The 20434-nt window shown below is 61.2% G+C and carries 16 protein-coding genes and 1 pseudogene; 9 read left to right on the top strand and 8 right to left on the bottom strand.

The window, feature by feature from the left end; translation table 11 throughout:
* Positions 1–37: 37 nt before the first annotated feature.
* The 4 genes from acnD to M0808_RS26930 all read right to left on the bottom strand — a co-directional run bounded on the left by acnD (position 38) and on the right by M0808_RS26930 (position 5715).
* Positions 38–2632, bottom strand: coding sequence for a Fe/S-dependent 2-methylisocitrate dehydratase AcnD (gene acnD, locus M0808_RS26945; protein ID WP_247843054.1), 2595 nt, complete (start codon positions 2630–2632; stop codon positions 38–40).
* Between the two features lie 206 nt (positions 2633–2838).
* Positions 2839–3966 carry a 2-methylcitrate synthase gene (gene prpC, locus M0808_RS26940; RefSeq protein WP_134785841.1) on the bottom strand — a complete coding sequence of 376 codons (1128 nt, stop codon included), beginning with the start codon at positions 3964–3966 and terminating at the stop codon, positions 2839–2841.
* A 136-nt stretch (positions 3967–4102) separates the two neighbouring features.
* A complete protein-coding gene (gene prpB, locus M0808_RS26935; protein WP_007960897.1) occupies positions 4103–4996 on the bottom strand; it encodes a methylisocitrate lyase in 894 nt (297 codons plus the stop codon).
* A complete protein-coding gene (locus M0808_RS26930; RefSeq protein WP_174377155.1) occupies positions 4993–5715 on the bottom strand; it encodes a GntR family transcriptional regulator in 723 nt (240 codons plus the stop codon). The genes prpB and M0808_RS26930 overlap by 4 nt, the downstream gene beginning before the upstream one ends.
* Positions 5716–6005: 290 nt before the next feature.
* On the opposite strand from M0808_RS26930, the gene M0808_RS26925 reads away from it, so the two are divergent.
* The 4 genes from M0808_RS26925 (at position 6006) to pabB (ending at position 10668) form a co-directional block, all read left to right on the top strand.
* Positions 6006–6542 carry an ATP-dependent zinc protease gene (locus M0808_RS26925; RefSeq protein ID WP_025110318.1) on the top strand — a complete coding sequence of 179 codons (537 nt, stop codon included), beginning with the start codon at positions 6006–6008 and terminating at the stop codon, positions 6540–6542.
* A 5-nt stretch (positions 6543–6547) separates the two neighbouring features.
* Positions 6548–8083, top strand: a complete 1536-nt coding sequence (locus M0808_RS26920) for an inactive transglutaminase family protein (protein WP_007960894.1) — start codon at positions 6548–6550, stop codon at positions 8081–8083.
* On the top strand, positions 8083–9069 hold the full coding sequence (locus M0808_RS26915) for an alpha-L-glutamate ligase-like protein (protein WP_098967945.1): 987 nt from the start codon (positions 8083–8085) through the stop codon (positions 9067–9069). The genes M0808_RS26920 and M0808_RS26915 overlap by 1 nt, the downstream gene beginning before the upstream one ends.
* Before the next feature lie 255 nt (positions 9070–9324).
* Entirely contained in the window at positions 9325–10668 is a 1344-nt protein-coding gene (pabB, locus tag M0808_RS26910) for an aminodeoxychorismate synthase component I (RefSeq protein WP_247843053.1), read from the top strand.
* 109 nt (positions 10669–10777) lie between these two features.
* On the opposite strand, the gene thrH is transcribed toward pabB, so the two are convergent.
* The gene (gene thrH, locus M0808_RS26905; protein WP_247843052.1) at positions 10778–11395 is read right to left on the bottom strand and encodes a bifunctional phosphoserine phosphatase/homoserine phosphotransferase ThrH; all 618 of its coding nucleotides are present in this window, start codon (positions 11393–11395) and stop codon (positions 10778–10780) included.
* A gap of 163 nt (positions 11396–11558) precedes the next feature.
* On the opposite strand from thrH, the gene M0808_RS26900 reads away from it, so the two are divergent.
* Positions 11559–12293 carry a phosphoadenylyl-sulfate reductase gene (locus tag M0808_RS26900; protein ID WP_003223260.1) on the top strand — a complete coding sequence of 245 codons (735 nt, stop codon included), beginning with the start codon at positions 11559–11561 and terminating at the stop codon, positions 12291–12293.
* 23 nt (positions 12294–12316) lie between these two features.
* On the opposite strand, the pseudogene M0808_RS28615 reads toward M0808_RS26900, so the two are convergent.
* Positions 12317–12433 (bottom strand): annotated as a pseudogene (locus tag M0808_RS28615) (DUF4381 domain-containing protein); the annotation flags it as partial.
* Between the two features lie 440 nt (positions 12434–12873).
* Here M0808_RS28615 and M0808_RS26890 point away from each other — a divergent pair.
* Positions 12874–14412, top strand: coding sequence for an NCS1 family nucleobase:cation symporter-1 (locus M0808_RS26890; RefSeq protein ID WP_247843051.1), 1539 nt, complete (start codon positions 12874–12876; stop codon positions 14410–14412).
* A 53-nt stretch (positions 14413–14465) separates the two neighbouring features.
* The gene (locus tag M0808_RS26885; protein WP_139055651.1) at positions 14466–15194 is read left to right on the top strand and encodes an aspartate/glutamate racemase family protein; all 729 of its coding nucleotides are present in this window, start codon (positions 14466–14468) and stop codon (positions 15192–15194) included.
* Between the two features lie 129 nt (positions 15195–15323).
* On the opposite strand, the gene M0808_RS26880 is transcribed toward M0808_RS26885, so the two are convergent.
* Complete coding sequence (locus M0808_RS26880; protein ID WP_247843050.1) at positions 15324–16250, bottom strand: LysR family transcriptional regulator; 927 nt, start codon at positions 16248–16250, stop codon at positions 15324–15326.
* Positions 16251–16376: 126 nt separating this feature from the next.
* Here M0808_RS26880 and M0808_RS26875 point away from each other — a divergent pair, with 126 nt between their 5' ends.
* The gene (locus M0808_RS26875; RefSeq protein WP_027613305.1) at positions 16377–17123 is read left to right on the top strand and encodes a 3-oxoacyl-ACP reductase family protein; all 747 of its coding nucleotides are present in this window, start codon (positions 16377–16379) and stop codon (positions 17121–17123) included.
* Between the two features lie 78 nt (positions 17124–17201).
* On the opposite strand, the gene M0808_RS26870 is transcribed toward M0808_RS26875, so the two are convergent.
* Positions 17202–17897, bottom strand: a complete 696-nt coding sequence (locus tag M0808_RS26870; protein WP_027613306.1) for an HAD-IA family hydrolase — start codon at positions 17895–17897, stop codon at positions 17202–17204.
* 246 nt (positions 17898–18143) lie between these two features.
* Here M0808_RS26870 and M0808_RS26865 point away from each other — a divergent pair.
* Positions 18144–20434: DUF6531 domain-containing protein (locus M0808_RS26865; protein WP_247843049.1), on the top strand; the 2291-nt coding region annotated here is incomplete at its 3' end.

The raw sequence follows: 20434 nt of genomic DNA, 5'->3' as shown, positions 1-20434 counted from the left end.
GGCGTGAGATGGCGATCTCACGCCTGTATCAGTAGATTTAAACGGCAACCGCCGACTCTTCGAGGAAGTCCTGGGCGAAGCGCTGCAACACGCCGCCGGCCTCGTAGATCGACACTTCTTCAGCGGTGTCCAGACGGCAGGTCACCGGCACTTCAACGCGCTCGCCGGACTTGCGATGGATCACCAGCGTCAGGTCCGCGCGCGGGGTACGGGCGCCGATCACGTCGTAGGTTTCGCTGCCGTCGATGGCCAGCGTGTGACGGTCGGTGCCCGGTTTGAACTCCAGCGGCAACACGCCCATGCCCACCAGGTTGGTGCGGTGGATGCGCTCGAAACCTTCGGCGACGATCGCTTCGACACCTGCCAGACGCACGCCTTTGGCCGCCCAGTCGCGGGACGAACCCTGACCGTAATCGGCGCCGGCAATGATGATCAGCGGCTGCTTGCGCTCCATGTAGGTTTCGATGGCTTCCCACATGCGCATCACCTGGCCTTCCGGCTCGACCCGCGCCAGCGAGCCCTGCTTGACCTTGCCGTTTTCCTGAACCATTTCGTTGAACAGTTTCGGGTTGGCGAAGGTCGCGCGTTGCGCGGTCAAGTGGTCACCACGGTGCGTGGCGTAGGAGTTGAAGTCCTCTTCCGGCAGGCCCATTTTCGCCAGGTATTCACCGGCGGCGCTGTCGAGCATGATCGCGTTCGAGGGCGACAGGTGATCGGTGGTGATGTTGTCCGGCAGCACCGCCAGCGGGCGCATACCCTTCAGCGGCCGCGCGCCGGCCAGCGCGCCTTCCCAGTATGGCGGCCGGCGGATATAGGTGCTCATTTCGCGCCAGTCGTACAGCGGCGCGACTTTCGGGCCGGTGTCTTCGTGGATGGCGAACATCGGAATGTAGACCTGCCGGAACTGCTCCGGCTTCACCGACGACTTCACCACCGCGTCGATTTCTTCGTCGCTCGGCCAGATGTCCTTCAGGCGGATTTCCTTGCCGTCGACCACGCCCAGCACATCTTTCTCGATGTCGAAACGGATGGTCCCGGCGATGGCGTACGCGACCACCAGAGGCGGCGACGCGAGGAACGCCTGTTTGGCGTACGGGTGAATGCGGCCGTCGAAGTTGCGGTTGCCGGAGAGCACGGCAGTCGCATACAGATCGCGGTCGATGATCTCTTGCTGAATCACCGGATCGAGGGCGCCGGACATGCCGTTGCAGGTGGTGCAGGCAAACGCGACGACACCGAAACCAAGTTGCTCCAGCTCGGTGGTCAGCCCCGCTTCATCGAGGTACAGCGCCACGGTTTTCGAACCCGGCGCCAGCGAGGATTTGACCCACGGTTTGCGGGTCAGGCCCAGCTTGTTGGCATTGCGCGCCAAGAGGCCGGCGGCGATCACGTTGCGCGGGTTGCTGGTGTTGGTGCAACTGGTGATGGCAGCGATGATCACCGCGCCGTCGGGCATCTGCCCCGGTACGTCATCCCACTGCCCGGAGATGCCTTTGGCGGCCAGATCCGACACCGCGACGCGTGCATGCGGGTTGCTTGGGCCGGCCATGTTGCGCACCACCGAAGACAAATCGAAGCTCAGGCCGCGCTCGTATTGCGCGCCTTTCAGGCTATCGGCCCACAGGCCGTTGAGCTTGGCGTACTGCTCGACGAGCTGCACTTGCTGGTCTTCGCGACCGGTGAGTTTCAGGTAGTCGATGGTCTGTTGATCGATGTAGAACATCGCGGCCGTGGCGCCGTATTCCGGGGCCATGTTGGAGATGGTCGCGCGGTCGCCGAGGGTCAGCGCGGACGCGCCTTCGCCGAAGAACTCCAGCCAGGCGCCGACGACTTTCTGTTTGCGCAGGTATTCGGTCAGCGCCAGCACCATGTCGGTGGCGGTGATGCCCGGTTGCAGCTTGCCGGTCAGTTCGACGCCGACGCTTTCCGGCAGGCGCATCCACGAGGCGCGGCCGAGCATCACGCTCTCGGCTTCGAGGCCACCAACACCGATGGCGATCACGCCCAACGCATCGACGTGCGGGGTGTGGCTATCGGTGCCGACGCAGGTGTCGGGGAATGCCACGCCGTCGCGCACCTGGATCACCGGAGACATTTTCTCCAGGTTGATCTGGTGCATGATGCCGTTGCCCGGCGGGATCACGTCGACGTTCTTGAAGGCTTTTTTGGTCCAGTTGATGAAGTGGAAACGGTCTTCGTTACGGCGGTCTTCGATGGCGCGGTTCTTCTCAAAGGCCTGCTTGTCGAAACCGCCCGCTTCTACCGCCAGCGAGTGGTCGACGATCAGTTGCGTCGGCACCACCGGGTTGACCTGCGCCGGGTCACCGCCCTGCAGGGCGATTGCGTCGCGCAGGCCGGCGAGATCGACCAGCGCGGTCTGGCCGAGAATGTCGTGGCACACCACGCGCGCCGGGAACCACGGGAAGTCGAGGTCGCGCTTGCGCTCGATCAGCTGTTTCAGCGAATCGGTGAGCGTGGCCGGGTCGCAGCGACGCACGAGGTTTTCCGCCAGCACGCGGGAGGTATACGGCAGGGTGTCGTAGCTGCCGGGCTGAATCGCCTCGACCGCCGCACGGACGTCGAAATAATCCAGGGAACTGCCGGGCAGGTTTTTGCGGAATTCTGTGTTCATCGGGTCAGGACTCGGGTCACGGTAGTTTCAAAGGGTGGGGCCGACACTGGTACTGAAATGGGCTCGGTCAACTGTGGGAGGGGGCTTGCTCCCGAATGCGGAGTGTCATTCAACGGATTTGTCGACTGATACACCGCATTCGCGAGCAAGCCCGCTCCCACATTGGCTCCCGGTTTATCCAGTTACCCGTGTGGCAGCCTCACCATTCAGCGACGTTCGATTGGCACGAACTTGCGCTGTTCGACGCCGATGTACTCGGCGCTTGGACGGATGATGCGGTTGTTGGCGCGCTGTTCGAACACGTGCGCGGCCCAGCCGGTCAGGCGCGAGCAGACGAAGATCGGCGTGAACAGCTTGGTCGGGATGCCCATGAAGTGGTACGCCGAGGCATGGTAGAAGTCGGCGTTGGGGAACAGTTTTTTCTGCTCCCACATGGTCTTGTCGATGGCTTCGGAGACCGGGAACAGCACCTTGTCACCGACTTCGTCGGCGAGTTTTTTCGACCAGCCCTTGATCACCTCGTTACGCGGATCGCTGTCCTTATAGATCGCGTGGCCGAAGCCCATGATCTTGTCCTTGCGCTCGAGCATGCCGAGGGTGCCTTTGATCGCCTCTTGCGGCGACGAGAAGCGCTCGATCATTTCCATTGCCGCCTCGTTGGCGCCGCCATGCAGCGGGCCACGCAGCGAACCGATAGCCGCAGTGACGCAGGAGTACAGGTCGGACAGGGTCGATGCGCAAACGCGAGCGGTAAACGTCGAGGCGTTGAATTCGTGCTCGGCGTAAAGGATCAGCGACACGTTCATCACTTTGACGTGCAGTTCGCTCGGCTTCTTGTCGTGCAGCAGGTGCAGGAAGTGGCCGCCGATGGTCGGTTCGTCGCTGACGCAGTTGATGCGTTTGCCGTCGTGGCTGAAGCGATACCAGTAGCACATGATCGCCGGGAACGCGGCGAGCAGGCGGTCAGTCTTGTCGCGCTGTTCGGAGAAGTCTTTCTCCGGCTCGAGGTTGCCGAGGAACGAGCAACCGGTGCGCATCACGTCCATCGGGTGGGCGTCGGCGGGGATGCGTTCGAGCACTTCTTTCAGTGCTTGCGGCAGGTCGCGCAGCTTGCTCAGCTTTTGCTGGTAGGCGTCGAGTTGCGCCTGGGTCGGCAGCTCGCCGTAGAGCAACAGGTACGCCACCTCTTCGAACTGCGCGTCTGCTGCCAGTTCACGCACGTCGTAGCCGCGATAGGTCAGCCCGGCACCGGCCTGGCCCACGGTGGACAGTGCGGTTTGCCCGGCAACCTGGCCACGGAGCCCGGCGCCACTGAGTACTTTTGCTTCGGCCATTGCTGTCTCCTATTTTCTTGAATTTGTAGGGGAAACGTGTGGGAGCGGGCTTGCTCGCGAAAGCGCTGGATCAGTCGACATCAATGTTGGATATCAGTCCGTCTTCGCGAGCAAGCCCGCTCCCACAGGGTTTAATTCAGCCTTTCTTTTGTGCAAACAACGCATCGAGCTTCTGCTCGAACGTGTGGTAGTCGATGCGATCGTAGAGCTCCATGCGCGTCTGCATGGTGTCGATGACATTCTGCTGTGTGCCGTCGCGGCGGATCGCGGTGTAGACGTTTTCCGCTGCCTTGTTCATCGCGCGGAACGCCGACAGCGGGTACAGCACCAGCGACACATCCGCCCCTGCAAGCTGCTCGGTGGTGTACAGCGGCGTCGAGCCGAACTCGGTGATGTTGGCCAGAATCGGCGCTTTCACCCGGTTGGCGAACAGCTTGTACATCTCCAGCTCGGTGATGGCTTCCGGGAAAATCATGTCGGCGCCGGCCTCGATGCACGCCGCGGCGCGATCCAGTGCCGACTCCAGACCTTCCACCGCCAGCGCGTCAGTACGCGCCATGATCACGAAGCTGTCGTCGGTACGGGCATCGACGGCGGCTTTGATGCGGTCGACCATTTCCTGCTGGCTGACGATTTCCTTGTTCGGACGGTGGCCGCAACGCTTGGCGCCGACCTGGTCTTCGATGTGAATCGCCGCGGCGCCGAACTTGATCATCGACTTCACAGTGCGCGCCACGTTGAACGCCGACGAGCCGAAACCGGTGTCGACGTCCACCAGCAGCGGCAGGTCGCAGACGTCGGTGATGCGCCGCACGTCGGTGAGCACGTCATCCAGGCCGGTGATGCCCAGGTCCGGCACGCCGAGCGAGCCTGCGGCCACCCCGCCACCGGACAGGTAGATCGCCTTGAAACCGGCGCGCTTGGCCAGCAGCGCGTGGTTGGCGTTGATCGCGCCGACCACCTGCAATGGATGCTCGCTGGCGACCGCATCGCGGAAACGCTGGCCTGGAGTGTTCTGCTTGGAACTCATGACTCACCTCGTTCAGTGGCTGTCTTATTGTCGGCGCCGTCCTGGTAATGACGGGCGATGTTGCGTTTCGAGGCGCCGATGTGGCGGCGCATCAACAATTCCGCGAGTTCGCCGTCACGGTCGGCGATGGCATCGAGAATCCGGTGGTGTTCGGCGAAGGCCTGACGCGGGCGGTTGGGCGTTGTGGAAAACTGGATGCGGTACATGCGCACCAGTTGGTACAGCTCGCCGCAGAGCATCTGGGTCAGCGTGCGGTTGCCGCTGCCCTGGATGATCCGGTAGTGAAAGTCGAAATCGCCTTCCTGCTGGTAATAGCCGACCCCGGCCTGGAACGCCGCGTCGCGCTCGTGGGTTTCCAGCACCCGGCGCAGTTCGTCGATGTCTTCGACGCTCATGCGCTCGGCCGCCAGCCGGCAGGCCATGCCTTCAAGGGATTCGCGGATTTCGTAGAGTTCGAGCAATTCGGCGTGGCTGAGCGACACCACCCGCGCGCCGACATGCGGTACGCGCACCAACAGCCGTTGGCCTTCAAGCCGATGAATGGCCTCGCGCAGCGGCCCGCGACTGATGCCATAAGTGCGCGCCAGCTCGGGTTCGGAGATCTTGCTGCCTGGGGCGATCTCGCCTTTGACGATGGCCGCCTGGATGCGCCGGAAGACGTTTTCCGAGAGCGTCTCGGAATCGTCGCCGCTGATGACCGGGGGATCGAGTTGATCCAGCATGATTGTCGACACCTTTAAATCCAATGCGGCAAAAACTAGCCAATTCGCCCACATCAGTCAAAGGATAAATACACATTGTCGACAATCGTCTAATAACCCTCCTTGACTACCCCAAGGGTTATAGACCGGTGCGGGCGCTGGCGCCATAAAACCACCGTGCTAGAATGCCGCCCGCATTTGCTGGCCATTTGTACGGCTTGTCATAAAAAGCTGATAGGCACACGAAGGAGCTTGCGCAGTATTGCCAGGAACCTGAACCGAAAACGGAACGCTGCGCACCAGGATTTATGAGACTCAAGCCCTTCCCCACATTTTTTGCGCTGTTTTGCCTGCCCGGCCTCGCCGCGGCGGGGGAAAAAACCGTGTACGGCCTCAACGAATACGCATCGCTTGACGGCATCAATCTGCAAGTCGCGGCCAAACTCGACACCGGCGCCAAAACCGCCTCACTGAGTGCCCGCGACATCAAACGCTTCAAACGCAACGGCGAGTCCTGGGTGCGTTTCTACCTGGCGATCGACGCGGCGCATTCGCACCCGATCGAGCGGCCGCTGGCCCGGGTCAGCAAGATCAAGCGCCGCGCCGGCGACTACGACCCGGAAGAAGGTAAAAAGTACACCGCGCGCCCGGTGATCGAGCTGGATATCTGCATGGGCACGGCGTTGCGCAGCATCGAAGTGAACCTGACCGACCGAAGTGCGTTCCAATACCCGCTTTTGATCGGCTCCGAAGCCTTGAAACGCTTCGACGCGCTGGTCGACCCCAGTCTTAAATACGCTGCCGGCAAACCTGCCTGCACCATCGCCGCTCATACCGCCGAGTAATTTCCATGCGTTCTCTAACCTTCCACCTGAAAATCCTGATCACCATTCTGGTGCTCCTGGGCGTTTCGGTTACGGCCTATCAGATTTTCGTGCTCGGCATCCCGGTGACCGAAGATGCCACCGACGACCTGTGGAACATCGACGCCAAAGTCGAGTTCGTCGCCAGCACCAAGGACCCGGTGAAGGTGCAGATGTTCGTGCCACCGCTGAGCCGCGATTACGTCAGCCTCAACGAAAGCTTTATCTCCAATAATTACGGCGTAGCGGTCAACCGTGTCGACGGCAACCGCAAGGTCACCTGGTCGGCGCGCCGGGCCAAGGGCAACCAGACCCTTTATTACCGTCTGGTGCTGACCAAGCGCTACACCGCGGAAAAATCCAAGATCAAAGGCCCGACCTTCCGCGACAGCATCGCCATCGAAGGCCCGGAAAAAATCGCCGCCGAAGCTCTGCTCGCGCCGATCCGCCAGCACTCGGCCGACGTCGAAACCTTCATCGGCGAAGCGATCAAACGCGTCAACAACGCCAACGATGACAACGTCAAACTGCTGCTGGCCGGCGACCCGTCGACGCCGCACAAGGCGAAGATCGTCGAACTGCTGCTGTCGATCGCTCACGTGCCGGTAGAAAAAGTCCACACCATCCGCCTCGTCGCCGATCAGCCGCAAACCCCGGAACTGTGGCTGCGCAGTTTCAACGGCAACGACTGGCTGTACTTCAACCCGGAAACCGGCGAACAAGGCCTGCCGACCGACCGCCTGCTGTGGTGGACCGGTGATGAAAACCTGATCACCATCGAGGGCGCGAAGAAAGCCAACGTGACCTTCAGCCTGAACAACAGCGAGATGAACGCGATTCGTCTGGCCAAGCTGACCGACGAAAACACCGACGCCAACTTCCTCGAATACTCGCTGTACGGCCTGCCGCTGCAGACCCAGCAAACGTTCATGATCATGGTGATGATCCCGATCGGCGTGCTGGTGATCCTGATCCTGCGCAACCTGATCGGCCTGCAGACCCTCGGCACCTTTACCCCGGTGCTGATCGCCCTGGCCTTCCGCGAAACGCAACTGGGCTTCGGCATCCTGCTGTTTACCGTGATCACCGCGCTGGGCCTGTCATTACGTTCGTATCTGGAACATTTGAAGCTGCAGATGCTGCCGCGCCTGTCGGTGGTGTTGACCTTCGTGGTGGTGCTGATTGCCGCCATCAGTCTGTTCAGCCATAAACTCGGCCTGGAGCGCGGTTTGTCGGTGGCGCTGTTCCCGATGGTGATTCTGACCATGACCATCGAACGCCTGTCGATCACCTGGGAAGAACGTGGCGCCAGCCATGCCATGAAAGTGGCGATCGGCACGCTGTTCGCCGCCTCGCTGGCACACCTGATCATGACCGTGCCCGAGCTGGTGTACTTCGTGTTCACCTTCCCGGCGATCCTGCTGATTCTGGTCGGCTTCATGCTGGCGATGGGTCGCTATCGCGGCTACCGCCTGACTGAACTGGTGCGCTTCAAGGCTTTCCTGAAGAAGGCTGACGCCTGATGTTCGGTTTCTGGAAGACCTGGAAGGCGCTGGAGGCGCGGGGCATCATGGGCATCAATCGGCGTAACGCCGACTACGTGCTCAAATACAACAAGCGCAGCCTGTACCCGATCGTCGATGACAAGATCATCACCAAGGAGCGCGCCATCGCTGCCGGCATTCATGTGCCGGAGCTGTACGGCGTGATCTCCACGGAGAAGGAAATCGACAAGCTCGACGCGATCATCGGCGGGCACAACGACTTCGTGATCAAGCCGGCCCAGGGCGCCGGCGGTGACGGCATCATCGTCATCGCTGACCGCTTCGAGGGCCGCTATCGCACGGTCTCGGGCAAGATCCTTGCCCATGAAGAACTCGAACACCACATCTCGAGCATCCTCACCGGCCTGTATTCGCTGGGCGGTCACCGCGACCGCGCACTGATCGAATACCGGGTGACTCCGGACCAGATCTTCAAGAGCATCAGCTACGAAGGCGTGCCGGACATCCGCATCATCGTGCTGATGGGCTATCCGGTGATGGCCATGCTGCGTTTGCCGACCCGCCAGTCCGGCGGCAAGGCCAACCTGCACCAGGGCGCCATCGGCGTCGGTGTCGATCTCGCCACTGGCCTGACCCTGCGCGGCACCTGGCTGAACAACATCATCAACAAACACCCCGACACCACCAACGCGGTGGACGGCGTGCAACTGCCCTACTGGGATGGTTTCATGAAACTCGCCGCCGGCTGTTATGAGCTGTGCGGCCTGGGTTACATCGGCGTGGACATGGTGCTGGACCAGGAGAAAGGCCCGCTGATTCTCGAACTGAATGCGCGGCCAGGTCTGAATATCCAGATTGCCAACGATTGCGGGCTGACCCAGCGTACGCATGCGGTCGAGGCGCATCTGGAAGACCTGAAGGCGCGTGGGGTGACGGAGTCAGTTGAAGAGCGGGTGGCGTTTACTCAGGAGATGTTTGGGCATATTCCGGCGGTCGAGGGCTGAAGCTGAAAAGCTGAAGAGCCCCTCACCCTAGCCCTCTCCCGGAGGGCGAGGGGACTGACCGTGTTGGATGCTCGAAGTACATCGACCTGCAAGTTCGAGTCGAACTCAGAACTTGAAAAGCATGAAGATCCGCCCCCTTTCCCCCTCGCCCCCTTGGGGGAGAGGGCTGGGGTGAAGGGGTAGCTTTTGATTTTGATCTGGCAGCCGAGAGGACTACAATCCCCACCCCGCCTCGATGGCCGATCTGCCCCGCCCATGTTGACCTGTTCCGTACACCCGCTGCCCTACCGCGCCAACCCCGCCGACTACTTCGCGGCCATCCGCCATGCACCCGGCGCCGTGCTGCTCGACAGCGGCCGGCCGAGCGCCGACCGTGGCCGTTATGATCTGCTCAGCGCCTGGCCGCTGGAACAACTGGCGGTGTTGCCCGACGAAAGCGGCAGCGTTTTCCTGCAACGCCTGCGCGATAATCTGAGCCGTCTGGGCGAGGCGCAGCTGCCTGGCGAATATGACCTGCCATTCGCCGGCGGCCTGATCGGCTACCTGAGCTACGACTTTGGCCGGCATCTGGAACACCTGCCGAGCCAGGCCCGGGATGATCTGCAATTGCCCGACGCGCGGTTCGGCCTGTACGACTGGGCGCTGATCAGCGACCACCAGACCGCCACCAGCCAACTGATATTTCACCCGTCACTGGCCGACAGCGAACGGCAACGGCTGATCGCGCTGTTCAGCCAACCGACTTCAGCGCCGCTGACGCCGTTCAAGCTGGACACGCCGATGACCGCCGACCTGTCGGCCGATGACTATCGCCAGGCGCTGGAACGCATTCATCAATACATCCAGGCCGGCGACTGCTATCAAGTGAACTTCGCCCAGCGTTTCCGCGCACCGTGTCAGGGCGATCCGTGGCTGGCCTATTGCGCGTTGCGCGAGGCCTGCCCGACGCCGTTTTCCGGGTTTCAGAGCCTGCCCGACGGCGATGCGGTGTTGAGCCTGTCGCCGGAGCGCTTCGTCAAAGTCAGCCAGCGTCAGGTGGAAACCCGCCCAATCAAGGGCACCCGCCCGCGCGGCCTGACACCTGCCGAAGACGCCGCCAACGCCGCCGAGCTGCTGGCCAGCCCCAAGGATCGCGCGGAAAACCTGATGATCGTCGACCTGCTGCGCAACGACCTCGGCCGCACCTGCCGGATTGGTTCGGTGCGAGTGCCAGAGCTGTTCAGCCTGGAAAGCTATCCCAACGTGCATCACCTGGTCAGCAGCGTGACCGGCGAACTGGCCGAGGATCGCGATGCGCTGGATCTGATTGCTGGCAGCTTCCCCGGCGGCTCGATCACCGGCGCACCGAAGATCCGTGCGATGCAGATCATCGATGAACTGGAACCGACCCGGCGCGGTTTGTATTGCGGTTCGTTGCTGTACCTGGACGTACGCGGCGAGATGGACAGCTCCATCGCGATTCGCAGTCTGTTGGTCAAGGATGGGCAGGTGTGCTGCTGGGGTGGCGGCGGGATCGTGGCCGATTCGGACTGGCAGGCGGAGTATCAGGAGTCGATTACCAAGGTCAGAATCCTCCTCGATACCCTGCAAAACCTATAACTTTTTGTGGCGAGGGAGCTTGCTCCCGCTGGAGTGCGAAGCGCTCCCCAAAATCTTACGACTGCTGCGCAGCCGAGCGGGAGCAAGCTCCCTCGCCACAATGTTGTAATTACAAACTCAAATCCCGGTTTGAGGCTTTGAGGAACTCCTGCTTCAACTCGGCAAACGTATGCACCGCCGGAAACTGCGGGAACTCGCGAATCACGTTGTCCGGCGCATGGAACAGAATCCCCGCATCCGCCTCACCCAGCATGCTCGTGTCGTTATACGAATCTCCCGCCGCAATTACCCGGTAGTACAGGCTCTTGAACGCCAGCACCGACTGACGCTTGGGATCTTTCTGACGCAATTGATAGCTGGTCACTCGCCCGCTGTCGTCCGTGATCAGGCGGTGGCAGAGCAAGGTCGGGAAGCCCAGTTGCCGCATCAGCGGCTGGGAGAATTCGTAGAAGGTGTCCGAGAGAATCACCACCTGAAAGCGCTCGCGCAGCCAGTCGACGAACTCCACCGCGCCGTCCAGCGGCTTGAGGGTGGCGATCACTTCCTGGATGTCCGAGAGCTTCAGGCCGTGCTCGTCGAGGATGCGCAGGCGTTGCTGCATCAACACGTCGTAATCGGGAATGTCCCGGGTGGTGGCCTTGAGGGATTCGATTCCGGTTTTTTCGGCGAAGGCGATCCAGATTTCCGGCACCAGTACCCCTTCAAGATCCAGGCAAGCAATTTCCACAAGACACTCCCGTTTGTAGTGATTATTGAGTCGAGCGAGCCCGAACTCTAGCGACTCCCCCGCCACCGCGCAACGCAGCGGGCACACCCTACTCCGCCGCTTTTTGTTACCATCGCCGCCATATAGAGCGCCCAGCGCCACCGACCTGTAGGAAGCCGCCCTGATGAGCCCAACGTTCGATGTCGTGGAACTCGCCACGACCTATGCCAACAAATCCGCCCAAGACATCCTGAAACTCGCGTTCGCCGAGTTCGGTGACGAGCTGTGGATATCTTTCAGCGGCGCCGAGGATGTGGTGCTGGTGGACATGGCCTGGAAGCTGAACAAGAACGTCAAGGTGTTCAGCCTCGACACCGGCCGCCTGCACCCGGAGACCTACCGTTTCATCGATCAGGTGCGCGAGCACTACAAGATCGATATCGAACTGGTGTCACCGGACTACACGAAACTGGAACCGTTCGTGAAGGAAAAAGGCCTGTTCAGCTTCTATAAGGACGGCCATGGCGAATGCTGCGGCATCCGCAAGATCGAACCGCTGCGGCGCAAACTGTCCGGCGTCAAAGCCTGGGCCACCGGCCAGCGCCGCGACCAGAGCCCGGGCACCCGCAGCGCCGTGGCGGTGCTGGAGATCGACACCGCGTTCTCCACGCCCGAACGCACCCTGTACAAGTTCAACCCGCTGGCGCAGATGACCAGCGAAGAGATCTGGGGTTACATCCGCATGCTCGAACTGCCGTACAACAGCCTGCATGAACGCGGCTTCATCAGCATCGGCTGCGAACCGTGCACCCGCCCGGTGCTGCCGAACCAGCACGAGCGCGAAGGCCGCTGGTGGTGGGAAGAAGCGACGCAGAAAGAGTGCGGGCTGCATGCGGGGAATATCATCAGCAAGGCGTAAATATCGCCCCAATGATGTCCCCCCTGTGGGAGCGGGCTTGCTCGCGAAAGCGGTCTGTCAGTCAGCGAATTTGTTGACTGGGAAGATGCCTTCGCGAGCAAGCTCGCTCCCACATTTGCTTCGTGGTGCCATGAAAAAATGTGTACACACGAATGTCACCATCGGTGCCATTTATGTGTGCACTTTTTGCTTTCACGCCCTGAAAAGTTACATCCCTGCTGAATTCCCCTGCGCTCTGCCACCTCCGCAAAATCCCCCGCAAAAAATAAATACCTGTTCAATCGGTCAATTTATAACCAATTATTTTCAAACACTTAGCGCTCATCGATAACTTTTCGAAATGAGCACAGCGCTCCATAGATCGCTGACTGGCACAGATCTGGCTTTGGTGCATACATGTTTTGTATACAAAACTGCAAAACATCAATCCACACTTTCGATCCGCAAGCCTGAAGCGTCCTATCCCGTACAGGCTGCAGATGCCCCGTAACCAGTGATGTCTGCTGGCCGCGACGAAGATTTGTCGAGCACTGAGCTCATGCACAGTCATCGCGGCCCCGCCCATCAGGAGCCTGCCGGAATGCGTACAAGTCTCTCCAACAACATCGCGCTGAATCTGCCCGCCTCTGCCCTCGACCAGCCATTGCCCGACGCGGGTCTGGCTCAACCGTTACAACTCAGCCCGCGCCTGCACAACAGCGACCTGGCACCGACCCGCGCCGAAGGTCGGCGCTGGGGCAAATACAGCATCTTCGCCTTGTGGACCAACGATGTGCACAACATCGCCAACTACTCGTTCGCCATCGGGCTGTATGCGTTGGGCCTGGGGGGCTGGCAGATTCTGCTGTCGCTGGGGATCGGCGCGGCGCTGGTGTACTTTTTCATGAACCTGTCCGGCTACATGGGGCAGAAAACCGGGGTGCCGTTTCCGGTGATCAGCCGGATCAGTTTCGGCATCCACGGCGCGCAGATTCCGGCGTTGATTCGCGCGGTGATCGCCATCGCCTGGTTCGGGATTCAGACGTATCTGGCGTCGGTGGTGTTTCGCGTGCTGCTGACAGCGATTCACCCCGGTTTCGCCGATTACGACCACAACTCGATTCTCGGCCTGTCGACGCTGGGCTGGGTGTGCTTCGTAGCGATCTGGTTCGTGCAGCTGGCGATTCTCGCCTACGGCATGGAAATGGTTCGCCGTTACGAGGCTTTTGCCGGCCCGGTGATTCTGCTGACCGTCGCCGCCCTCGCCGCGTGGATGTACACCCAGGCCAACGCAACCATCGCCTGGTCGATCCGCGAACCGCTGAGCGGTGGCGAAATGTGGCGCAACATCTTTGCCGGCGGCGCCTTGTGGCTGGCGATCTACGGCACGCTGATCCTGAATTTCTGCGACTTCGCCCGTTCTTCGCCGTGCCGCAACACCATCAAGGTCGGCAATTTCTGGGGCCTGCCGGTGAACATACTGGTATTCGCCGCCATCACCGTCCTGCTCTGCGGTGCGCAATTTCAGATCAACGGGCGGATCATCGAAAGCCCGACCGAAATCATCGCTTCGATCCCCAACACGTTTTTCTTGGTACTGGGTTGCCTGGCGTTCCTGATCGTCACCGTGGCGGTGAACATCATGGCCAACTTCGTCGCCCCGGCGTTCGTCCTCAGCAACCTGGCGCCGAAGTACCTGACCTTCCGCCGCGCCGGGCTGATCAGCGCGACCATCGCCGTGCTGATCCTGCCGTGGAACCTCTACAACAGCCCGCTGGTGATCGTGTATTTCCTCTCCGGCCTCGGCGCCCTGCTCGGCCCGCTGTACGGGGTGATCATGGTCGACTACTGGCTGATCCGCAAAGGCAGGATCAACGTCCCGCAGTTGTACAGCGAAGACCCCAACGGCGCCTATTACTACAGCCGTGGAGTGAATTTCCGCGCGGTGGCGGCGTTCATTCCGGCAGCGCTGATCGCCATCGTCCTAGCGCTGGTGCCGGGCTTCCACAGCATCTCGCCGTTCTCCTGGCTGGTGGGCGCCGGCATTGCCGCGATGCTCTACCTGATCATCGCCAAACGTCAGCCGCACTACGCCGACGTCAGCGGCGAATCGATCGCCGTCGACAACGTCAGCCATTAACTTCCTTGCGGCCCGGGTTTGGGCCGCTGAACTGCCCGCAATAAGGACTTCCCATGCGTATTCTTGTGGTCAACGTCAACACCACCGAATCCATCACCCAGGCCATCGCCCGCTCGGCGCAGGCCGTCGCGTCTGCCGGTACGGAGATCGTCGGCCTGACACCGTTCTTCGGCGCCGACTCGGTGGAAGGCAATTTCGAAAGTTACCTGGCGGCCATCGCCGTGATGGACCGGGTGATGTCCTACGATCAACCGTTCGACGCGGTGATTCAGGCCGGTTACGGCGAACACGGTCGCGAAGGTTTGCAGGAACTGCTCAACGTGCCGGTAGTGGACATCACCGACGCCGCCGCCAGTACCGCGATGTTTCTCGGCCACGCCTATTCGGTGGTGACCACGCTGGATCGCACCGTGCCGCTGATCGAGGATCGACTGAAACTCTCGGGCCTGTGGGATCGCTGTGCCTCGGTGCGGGCCAGTGGTCTTGCGGTGCTGGAGTTGGAGCACGAACCACAGCGCGCACTGGAAGCCATCGTGCAGCAGGCGGAGCTGGCGGTGACTCAGGACAAGGCCGAGGTGATTTGCCTGGGCTGCGGCGGCATGGCCGGGCTGGATGAACAGATTCGTCGCCGCACCGGGGTGCCGGTGGTGGATGGCGTGACGGCGGCGGTGACCATTGCTGAATCGCTGGTGCGGCTGGGGTTGTCGACGTCCAAGGTGCGGACCTATGCGACGCCACGACCGAAACAGATCATTGGCTGGGCGGAGCGGTTTGCTCGCTGAGTTCACAGACGAATACCGAGTCGTATCCTTCGCGAGCAAGCCCGCTCCCACATTGGATTTGTGAACGCCACAGATCCAATGTGGGAGCGGGCTTGCTCGCGAATGGGTCAACTCGGTGCCACGTCTTGCTCAGAAAGCACTGAACCGCCGAGCCAACCCCTGCTGCGCAAACTGCTCAATCACAAAATCGACAAACGCCCGAGTCTTGCCCGGCAACAATTTATGCTCGGCGTAGTAGATCGAAATGTTGCCGTCATCGATGTACCAGTCCGGCAGCACGCGCTGCAAGGTGCCCGCCTCGAGGTAACCCACGGCAAACGGCATGCTGACCAGCGCGATGCCCAGCCCTTGTGCTGCCGTAGCGCAGGCGGCTTCGGAGTCGCTCATGGTCATTCGCGTCTTGAGGCTCAAGGGCTGACAGAGCTGACTGCGGCCACTGATCAACTGCCAGGAGCGCACTCGACCGGTCTGCGGCGAACGAATCAGGATGCCATCGTGACGTTGCAGGTCATCAGGTTCGGCGATCGCTTCGTGCCTTTGCAGATAGTCAGCAGACGCCACCAACACGCGATGTGCGGGTGTCAACTTGCGTGCGACCACGCCTTGGGGCAATTCAAAGCCCCCGCCAATCGCCGCATCGAAACCCTGCCCTATCAAATCGACCTGACGGTTATCAAAATGCCAATCAGGGTTGATCGCCGGAAACCGACGTAAAAATTCTTGCAGCAATGGCACGATGTACAAGCGCCCGAATACCGTGCCCATGCTGACTTTCAACGTCCCCGCCGGCAGCCCTTCCACACTCGCCAGATTGGCCACCGCATTCTGAATCGTCGTCAGACTGCCACTGACCTGACTCAAAAACAGCTGACCGGCCTCGGTCAGGGTCAGGCTGCGTGTACTACGCTGGAACAGCCGTACACCGAGCCGCACCTCGAGCTTCGCCACACTCTTGCCGACGGCGGCCGGGGTCAGGCTCAAGCGCCGGGCGGCTTCGGCAAAGCTGCCGACTTCGGCGCTGCGCACGAAGCATTCGATGCTGCTGAAAGTTTCCATGATCGCCACTATAAACTTCTGGTTTACACAGACTATAGCAATCATGGTCTACACGGTTGTCGATGCGAGGCCGATACTCGGCTCCAACAACAAGGCACCCTGCCTTGAATTTTCTGGAGATCGAACATGACCACTCAACACCTCAGCGGCAAAGTCGCTCTGATTCAAGGCGGTTCCCGTGGTATCGGCGCCGCCATCGTCAAACGCCTGGCCGCCGAAGGCGCCGCTGTCGCATTCACCTACGTCAGCTCCACCGCCAAGGCCGAAGAGTTGCAGAACAGCATCACCGCCAGCGGCGGCAAAGCCTTGGCGATCAAGGCCGACAGCGCCGATGAAGCCGCAATCCGCAATGCTGTCAGCGCCACTGTCGAAGCCTTTGGCCGCCTGGATATTCTGGTTAACAACGCCGGCGTCCTGGCCATCGCGCCGCTGGAAGACTTCAAACTGGAAGACTTCGACCAGACCCTGGCGATCAACGTGCGCAGCGTGTTCATCGCGTCTCAGGAAGCCGCCAAGCACATGGGCGAAGGGTCGCGCATCGTCAACATCGGCAGCACCAACGCCGACCGCATGCCCTTCGGCGGTGGCGGTGTGTATGCGATGAGCAAATCGGCACTGGTCGGCCTGACCAAAGGCCTGGCCCGTGATCTGGGCCCGCGCGGCATCACCATCAACAACGTGCAGCCCGGCCCGGTCGACACTGACATGAACCCGGCCCATGGCGATTTCGCCGAGAGCCTGATCCCGCTGATGGCCGTCGGTCGTTACGGCACCGCCGATGAAATCGCCGGTTTCGTCGCTTATCTGGTCGGCCCGGAAGCCGGTTACATCACCGGTGCCAGCCTGACCATCGACGGTGGTTTTGGCGCCTGATTGCGCTGAATCCCGGATACAAAAAACGCCGCACCTCTTTGCAGAGGGCGGCGTTTTTTATCGGCGCTTATTGGCTGATCAAGCCCACTCCAGCGCCGGCAAACCGCAGGCACTCGGGGTAAACGCCTTGAGCGTGCGCAAAATCCCGTCGGCATGCGCGTATTTTTCATCGGCCATGGCCGCGTCGGGAATCGCAATGGCAGTCATTCCCGCCGCTTTCGCGGCGGTGACGCCAAACGGCGAATCCTCGAACACCAGACAGTCTTCAGGCGCTACACCCAGACGCCGGGCGGCGGTGAGAAAGATGTCCGGCGCCGGCTTCGCTGCGCCAACTTCCGGGTCATCGGCGGTGACGATGAAATCGAACAGGGCAAACCAGTCGCGGTGCAAGGTGGTTTTCTGGCCGAACGACTGCCGCGACGAACTGGTGCCCACGGCGATCGGAATGTTGTGCGCCTTGAGGTGACGAATCAGCTCCTCCGCACCCGGCATGGCCTGGGCCTTGGGGAAGCGTTCACGCATCAGCGGTTCGCGGATCAGCAGAAACTCTTCGGCGCTGATCGGCAGATCCAGCGCCTGCACCACGTAGTTCGCCAGATCATTGGCGCCACGCCCGATGATGTTCTGTTTAACACTCCAGTCGAAGGTCCGCCCGTAGCGCTCGGCAATGAGCGAGGTGACCTCGGTGTAGATGCCTTCGGTGTCCAGCAGCAAACCGTCCATATCGAAAATCACGGCCTTGATCGGGCCAAACGTCTTCATCGGTGCATTCATCATCGGATCCGTTATCAAAAACATCCCGGGCGGCCCAAACGGCGCCGCTACACGGATCTGATTAATGGGTTCAGCAGCATAGCGAGGCCAGCGGACATTGAGCAACGGGCAATGTTTACGGGCGGTGGAATGACTCGCTGACATTTAGCGAAATGCCCTACAGATAACGCCTACTTTCCCGACTTCTTTCCATGTTGATCCCCCGCAAAGTCCGCGCACCTCTTTCATGTGCGCGAGTGCTTGCGAATGTTCCAAACCGATCGGCTCCTGGCCCTGAACAACAGCATCGGCCTGCTGGTGGTTGCCGCCCTGAACCCGCAACACCCGGACTTCGAAACGCTGATCCGCGAGTTCCGCCTGTGCCTGAACAACTACGAGGCCTGGGCCGAGCAGCTCTGGACGGGTACGGCACTGGATGTCGAGCAGGTGTTCAAGGTCGGCGACGACGTGCACCTCAGCGATCCGGTCAAATCCCGCCAGCCGATCCAGACCTCGGTGGTCATGTGCCCCGCGAGCGGCCCGTTGACCCTGGTGCACCTGTTCGAGGCGGCGCGCTTCGTACCGATCGGCGATACGCCGGTGATGCTCGAGCCAGTAATCGGCGAGGTCGACGGGGTATTGAGTTTCGGTGAACCACTGCGCCATACCATCGGCCCGAGCGGCATTCTGGAAGTCAGCGACTGCGACCGGGGCCAGCGTTATCGCATCACCTTCTTTCCTGATGTTTCCACCGACCATATCCAAGCGCTGTACGCCTCCTATGAAGAGATTCTGGACGGGATGGAGGTCTGGCTTCGCCAGGAGTGGGACGGGTTTCAGCCGCTGTGGGCGGAGTTTTCCGGCGCCGGTTTGGCTGATCGTTACCAGCAGTTGCAACAGGCCGACTGGCGCGGTTTCGAGAAAGCCCTGCACGACATCTGGGATGACGTTAAACAGCTGTTTGCCCTGCTCGCCGACCTGCAGGCCAACAGCGAAAAACTGTTGCAGTACCTGAGCGATGTCGAGCTGCAAGCGCTACTCGACGCCTCCAGCGAGGCTATCGCCAATGGCTTGCTGATCCTTAGTGACGAGCCGTTGCTGTTTATCCATCTGGCAGCGTTCACCAGTTGGCTGAAGATGCTGCCGCCGCAGTATCTGGCAGAAGTAGTGGCCGAAGTCCGGGTCGAGTTGTTGATCAGTTTTCTGCTGATGCGGGTTTCCGGCGGCGTTGGCGTGCCCGTGCGACTGAGCAGCAAGGTGCTGAGCAAGATCAAGTCGCCCCGGGCGCGGCAATGGCTGGCCGCATCGGCGTTGCGCCTGAGCGAACTGACCTCCACTGCGGATCTGAGCAAGCACGCGGGCGCGTTGAAGCCATTGATGGTCAATGCACGCAATGTGTCTTTGAAGCCGACACCAGCGATCCCTCTAAACATTCGCCAGGCCGACTCGGTCGTGCTGAGTGTGCCGAATCCGGCGCCGATGGCGCGGGAAAAGTCGCGGAACACCACCCGGATGGAGCGTCACGAACCCCGCGACGATGCTTCGAACCAGGCCAAAAACCCCAACGGCGACAGCGCCGATTGCGCACCGCTGACCTGCACCAATGGCTGTCCGGTGTCGATGGTCACCGGTGAAGAATTGCTGACCCTGACCGACGGCACGCTCGATGGGGTGTTGCCGTTCGAATTCACCCGGCTGTACCGCACCAGCGCGGTGGAGATCGATGTCGGGCTGGGGTTTGGCTGGAGTCATTCGCTGGCGCATCGGCTGGAGTTCGATGGCGAGGCGGTGATCTGGGTCGATCACGAGAACCGCCGCACGCGTTTTCCGTTGCCCAGCGTTGAGCGCCCGGCGATTCACAACAGCCTGTCGCGGGCGGCGATTTTTCTCGGCGATGAGCCGGAGGAACTGATCCTCGCGCTGGCCGGGGATGCGGCGCGGTTTTATCACTTTCGTGCCGGGCGGTTGGTGACGGTCAGTGATGCGTATGGCAATCGTCTGAGCGTTTCTCGCGATCATCAGCAGCGGATTGTCCGCCTGGACAATGGCGCGGGTCGGTCGCTGCTTTTGCGCTATGACCGGGCGCATCTGGTGGCGGTTGATTACCAGGTGCTTGAGGTTGATGGCTGGCGCACCGAGCAAACGCTGGTCAGTTATTGCTACGACGCGCGTCAGCGGTTGTTGGCCGCGACCAATGCGGTCGGTGACAGTGAGCGTTACGACTACGACGATCAGCACGTCATCCTGCAGCGGCAGTTGACTGGTGGCGCGAGCTTTTTCTGGGAGTGGGAGCGCTCGGGCAAGGCGGCGCGCTGCATGCGGCACTGGGCGTCGTTCGCGCAGATGGACACCCGTTACGTCTGGGCCGATGACGGCAGCGTCGCGGTGCACTACGTCGATGGCAGCGAAGAAACCTACGTCCACGATGACAGCGCACGGCTGGTGCGCAAGGTCGAGGCCGATGGCGGTGAGCACCTCAAGGCTTATGACGATCAGGGCCGGCTGATCGCCGAGCAGGATCCGCTGGGCGCGGTCACCGAATACCGCTACGACGACGC

The organism is Pseudomonas sp. MWU12-3103b, assembly GCF_023100615.1.
GTDB lineage: Bacteria > Pseudomonadota > Gammaproteobacteria > Pseudomonadales > Pseudomonadaceae > Aquipseudomonas > Aquipseudomonas putida_A.
Note: the sequence above shows the minus strand (reverse complement) of the source record. Positions and strands in the feature narration are given on the sequence as shown.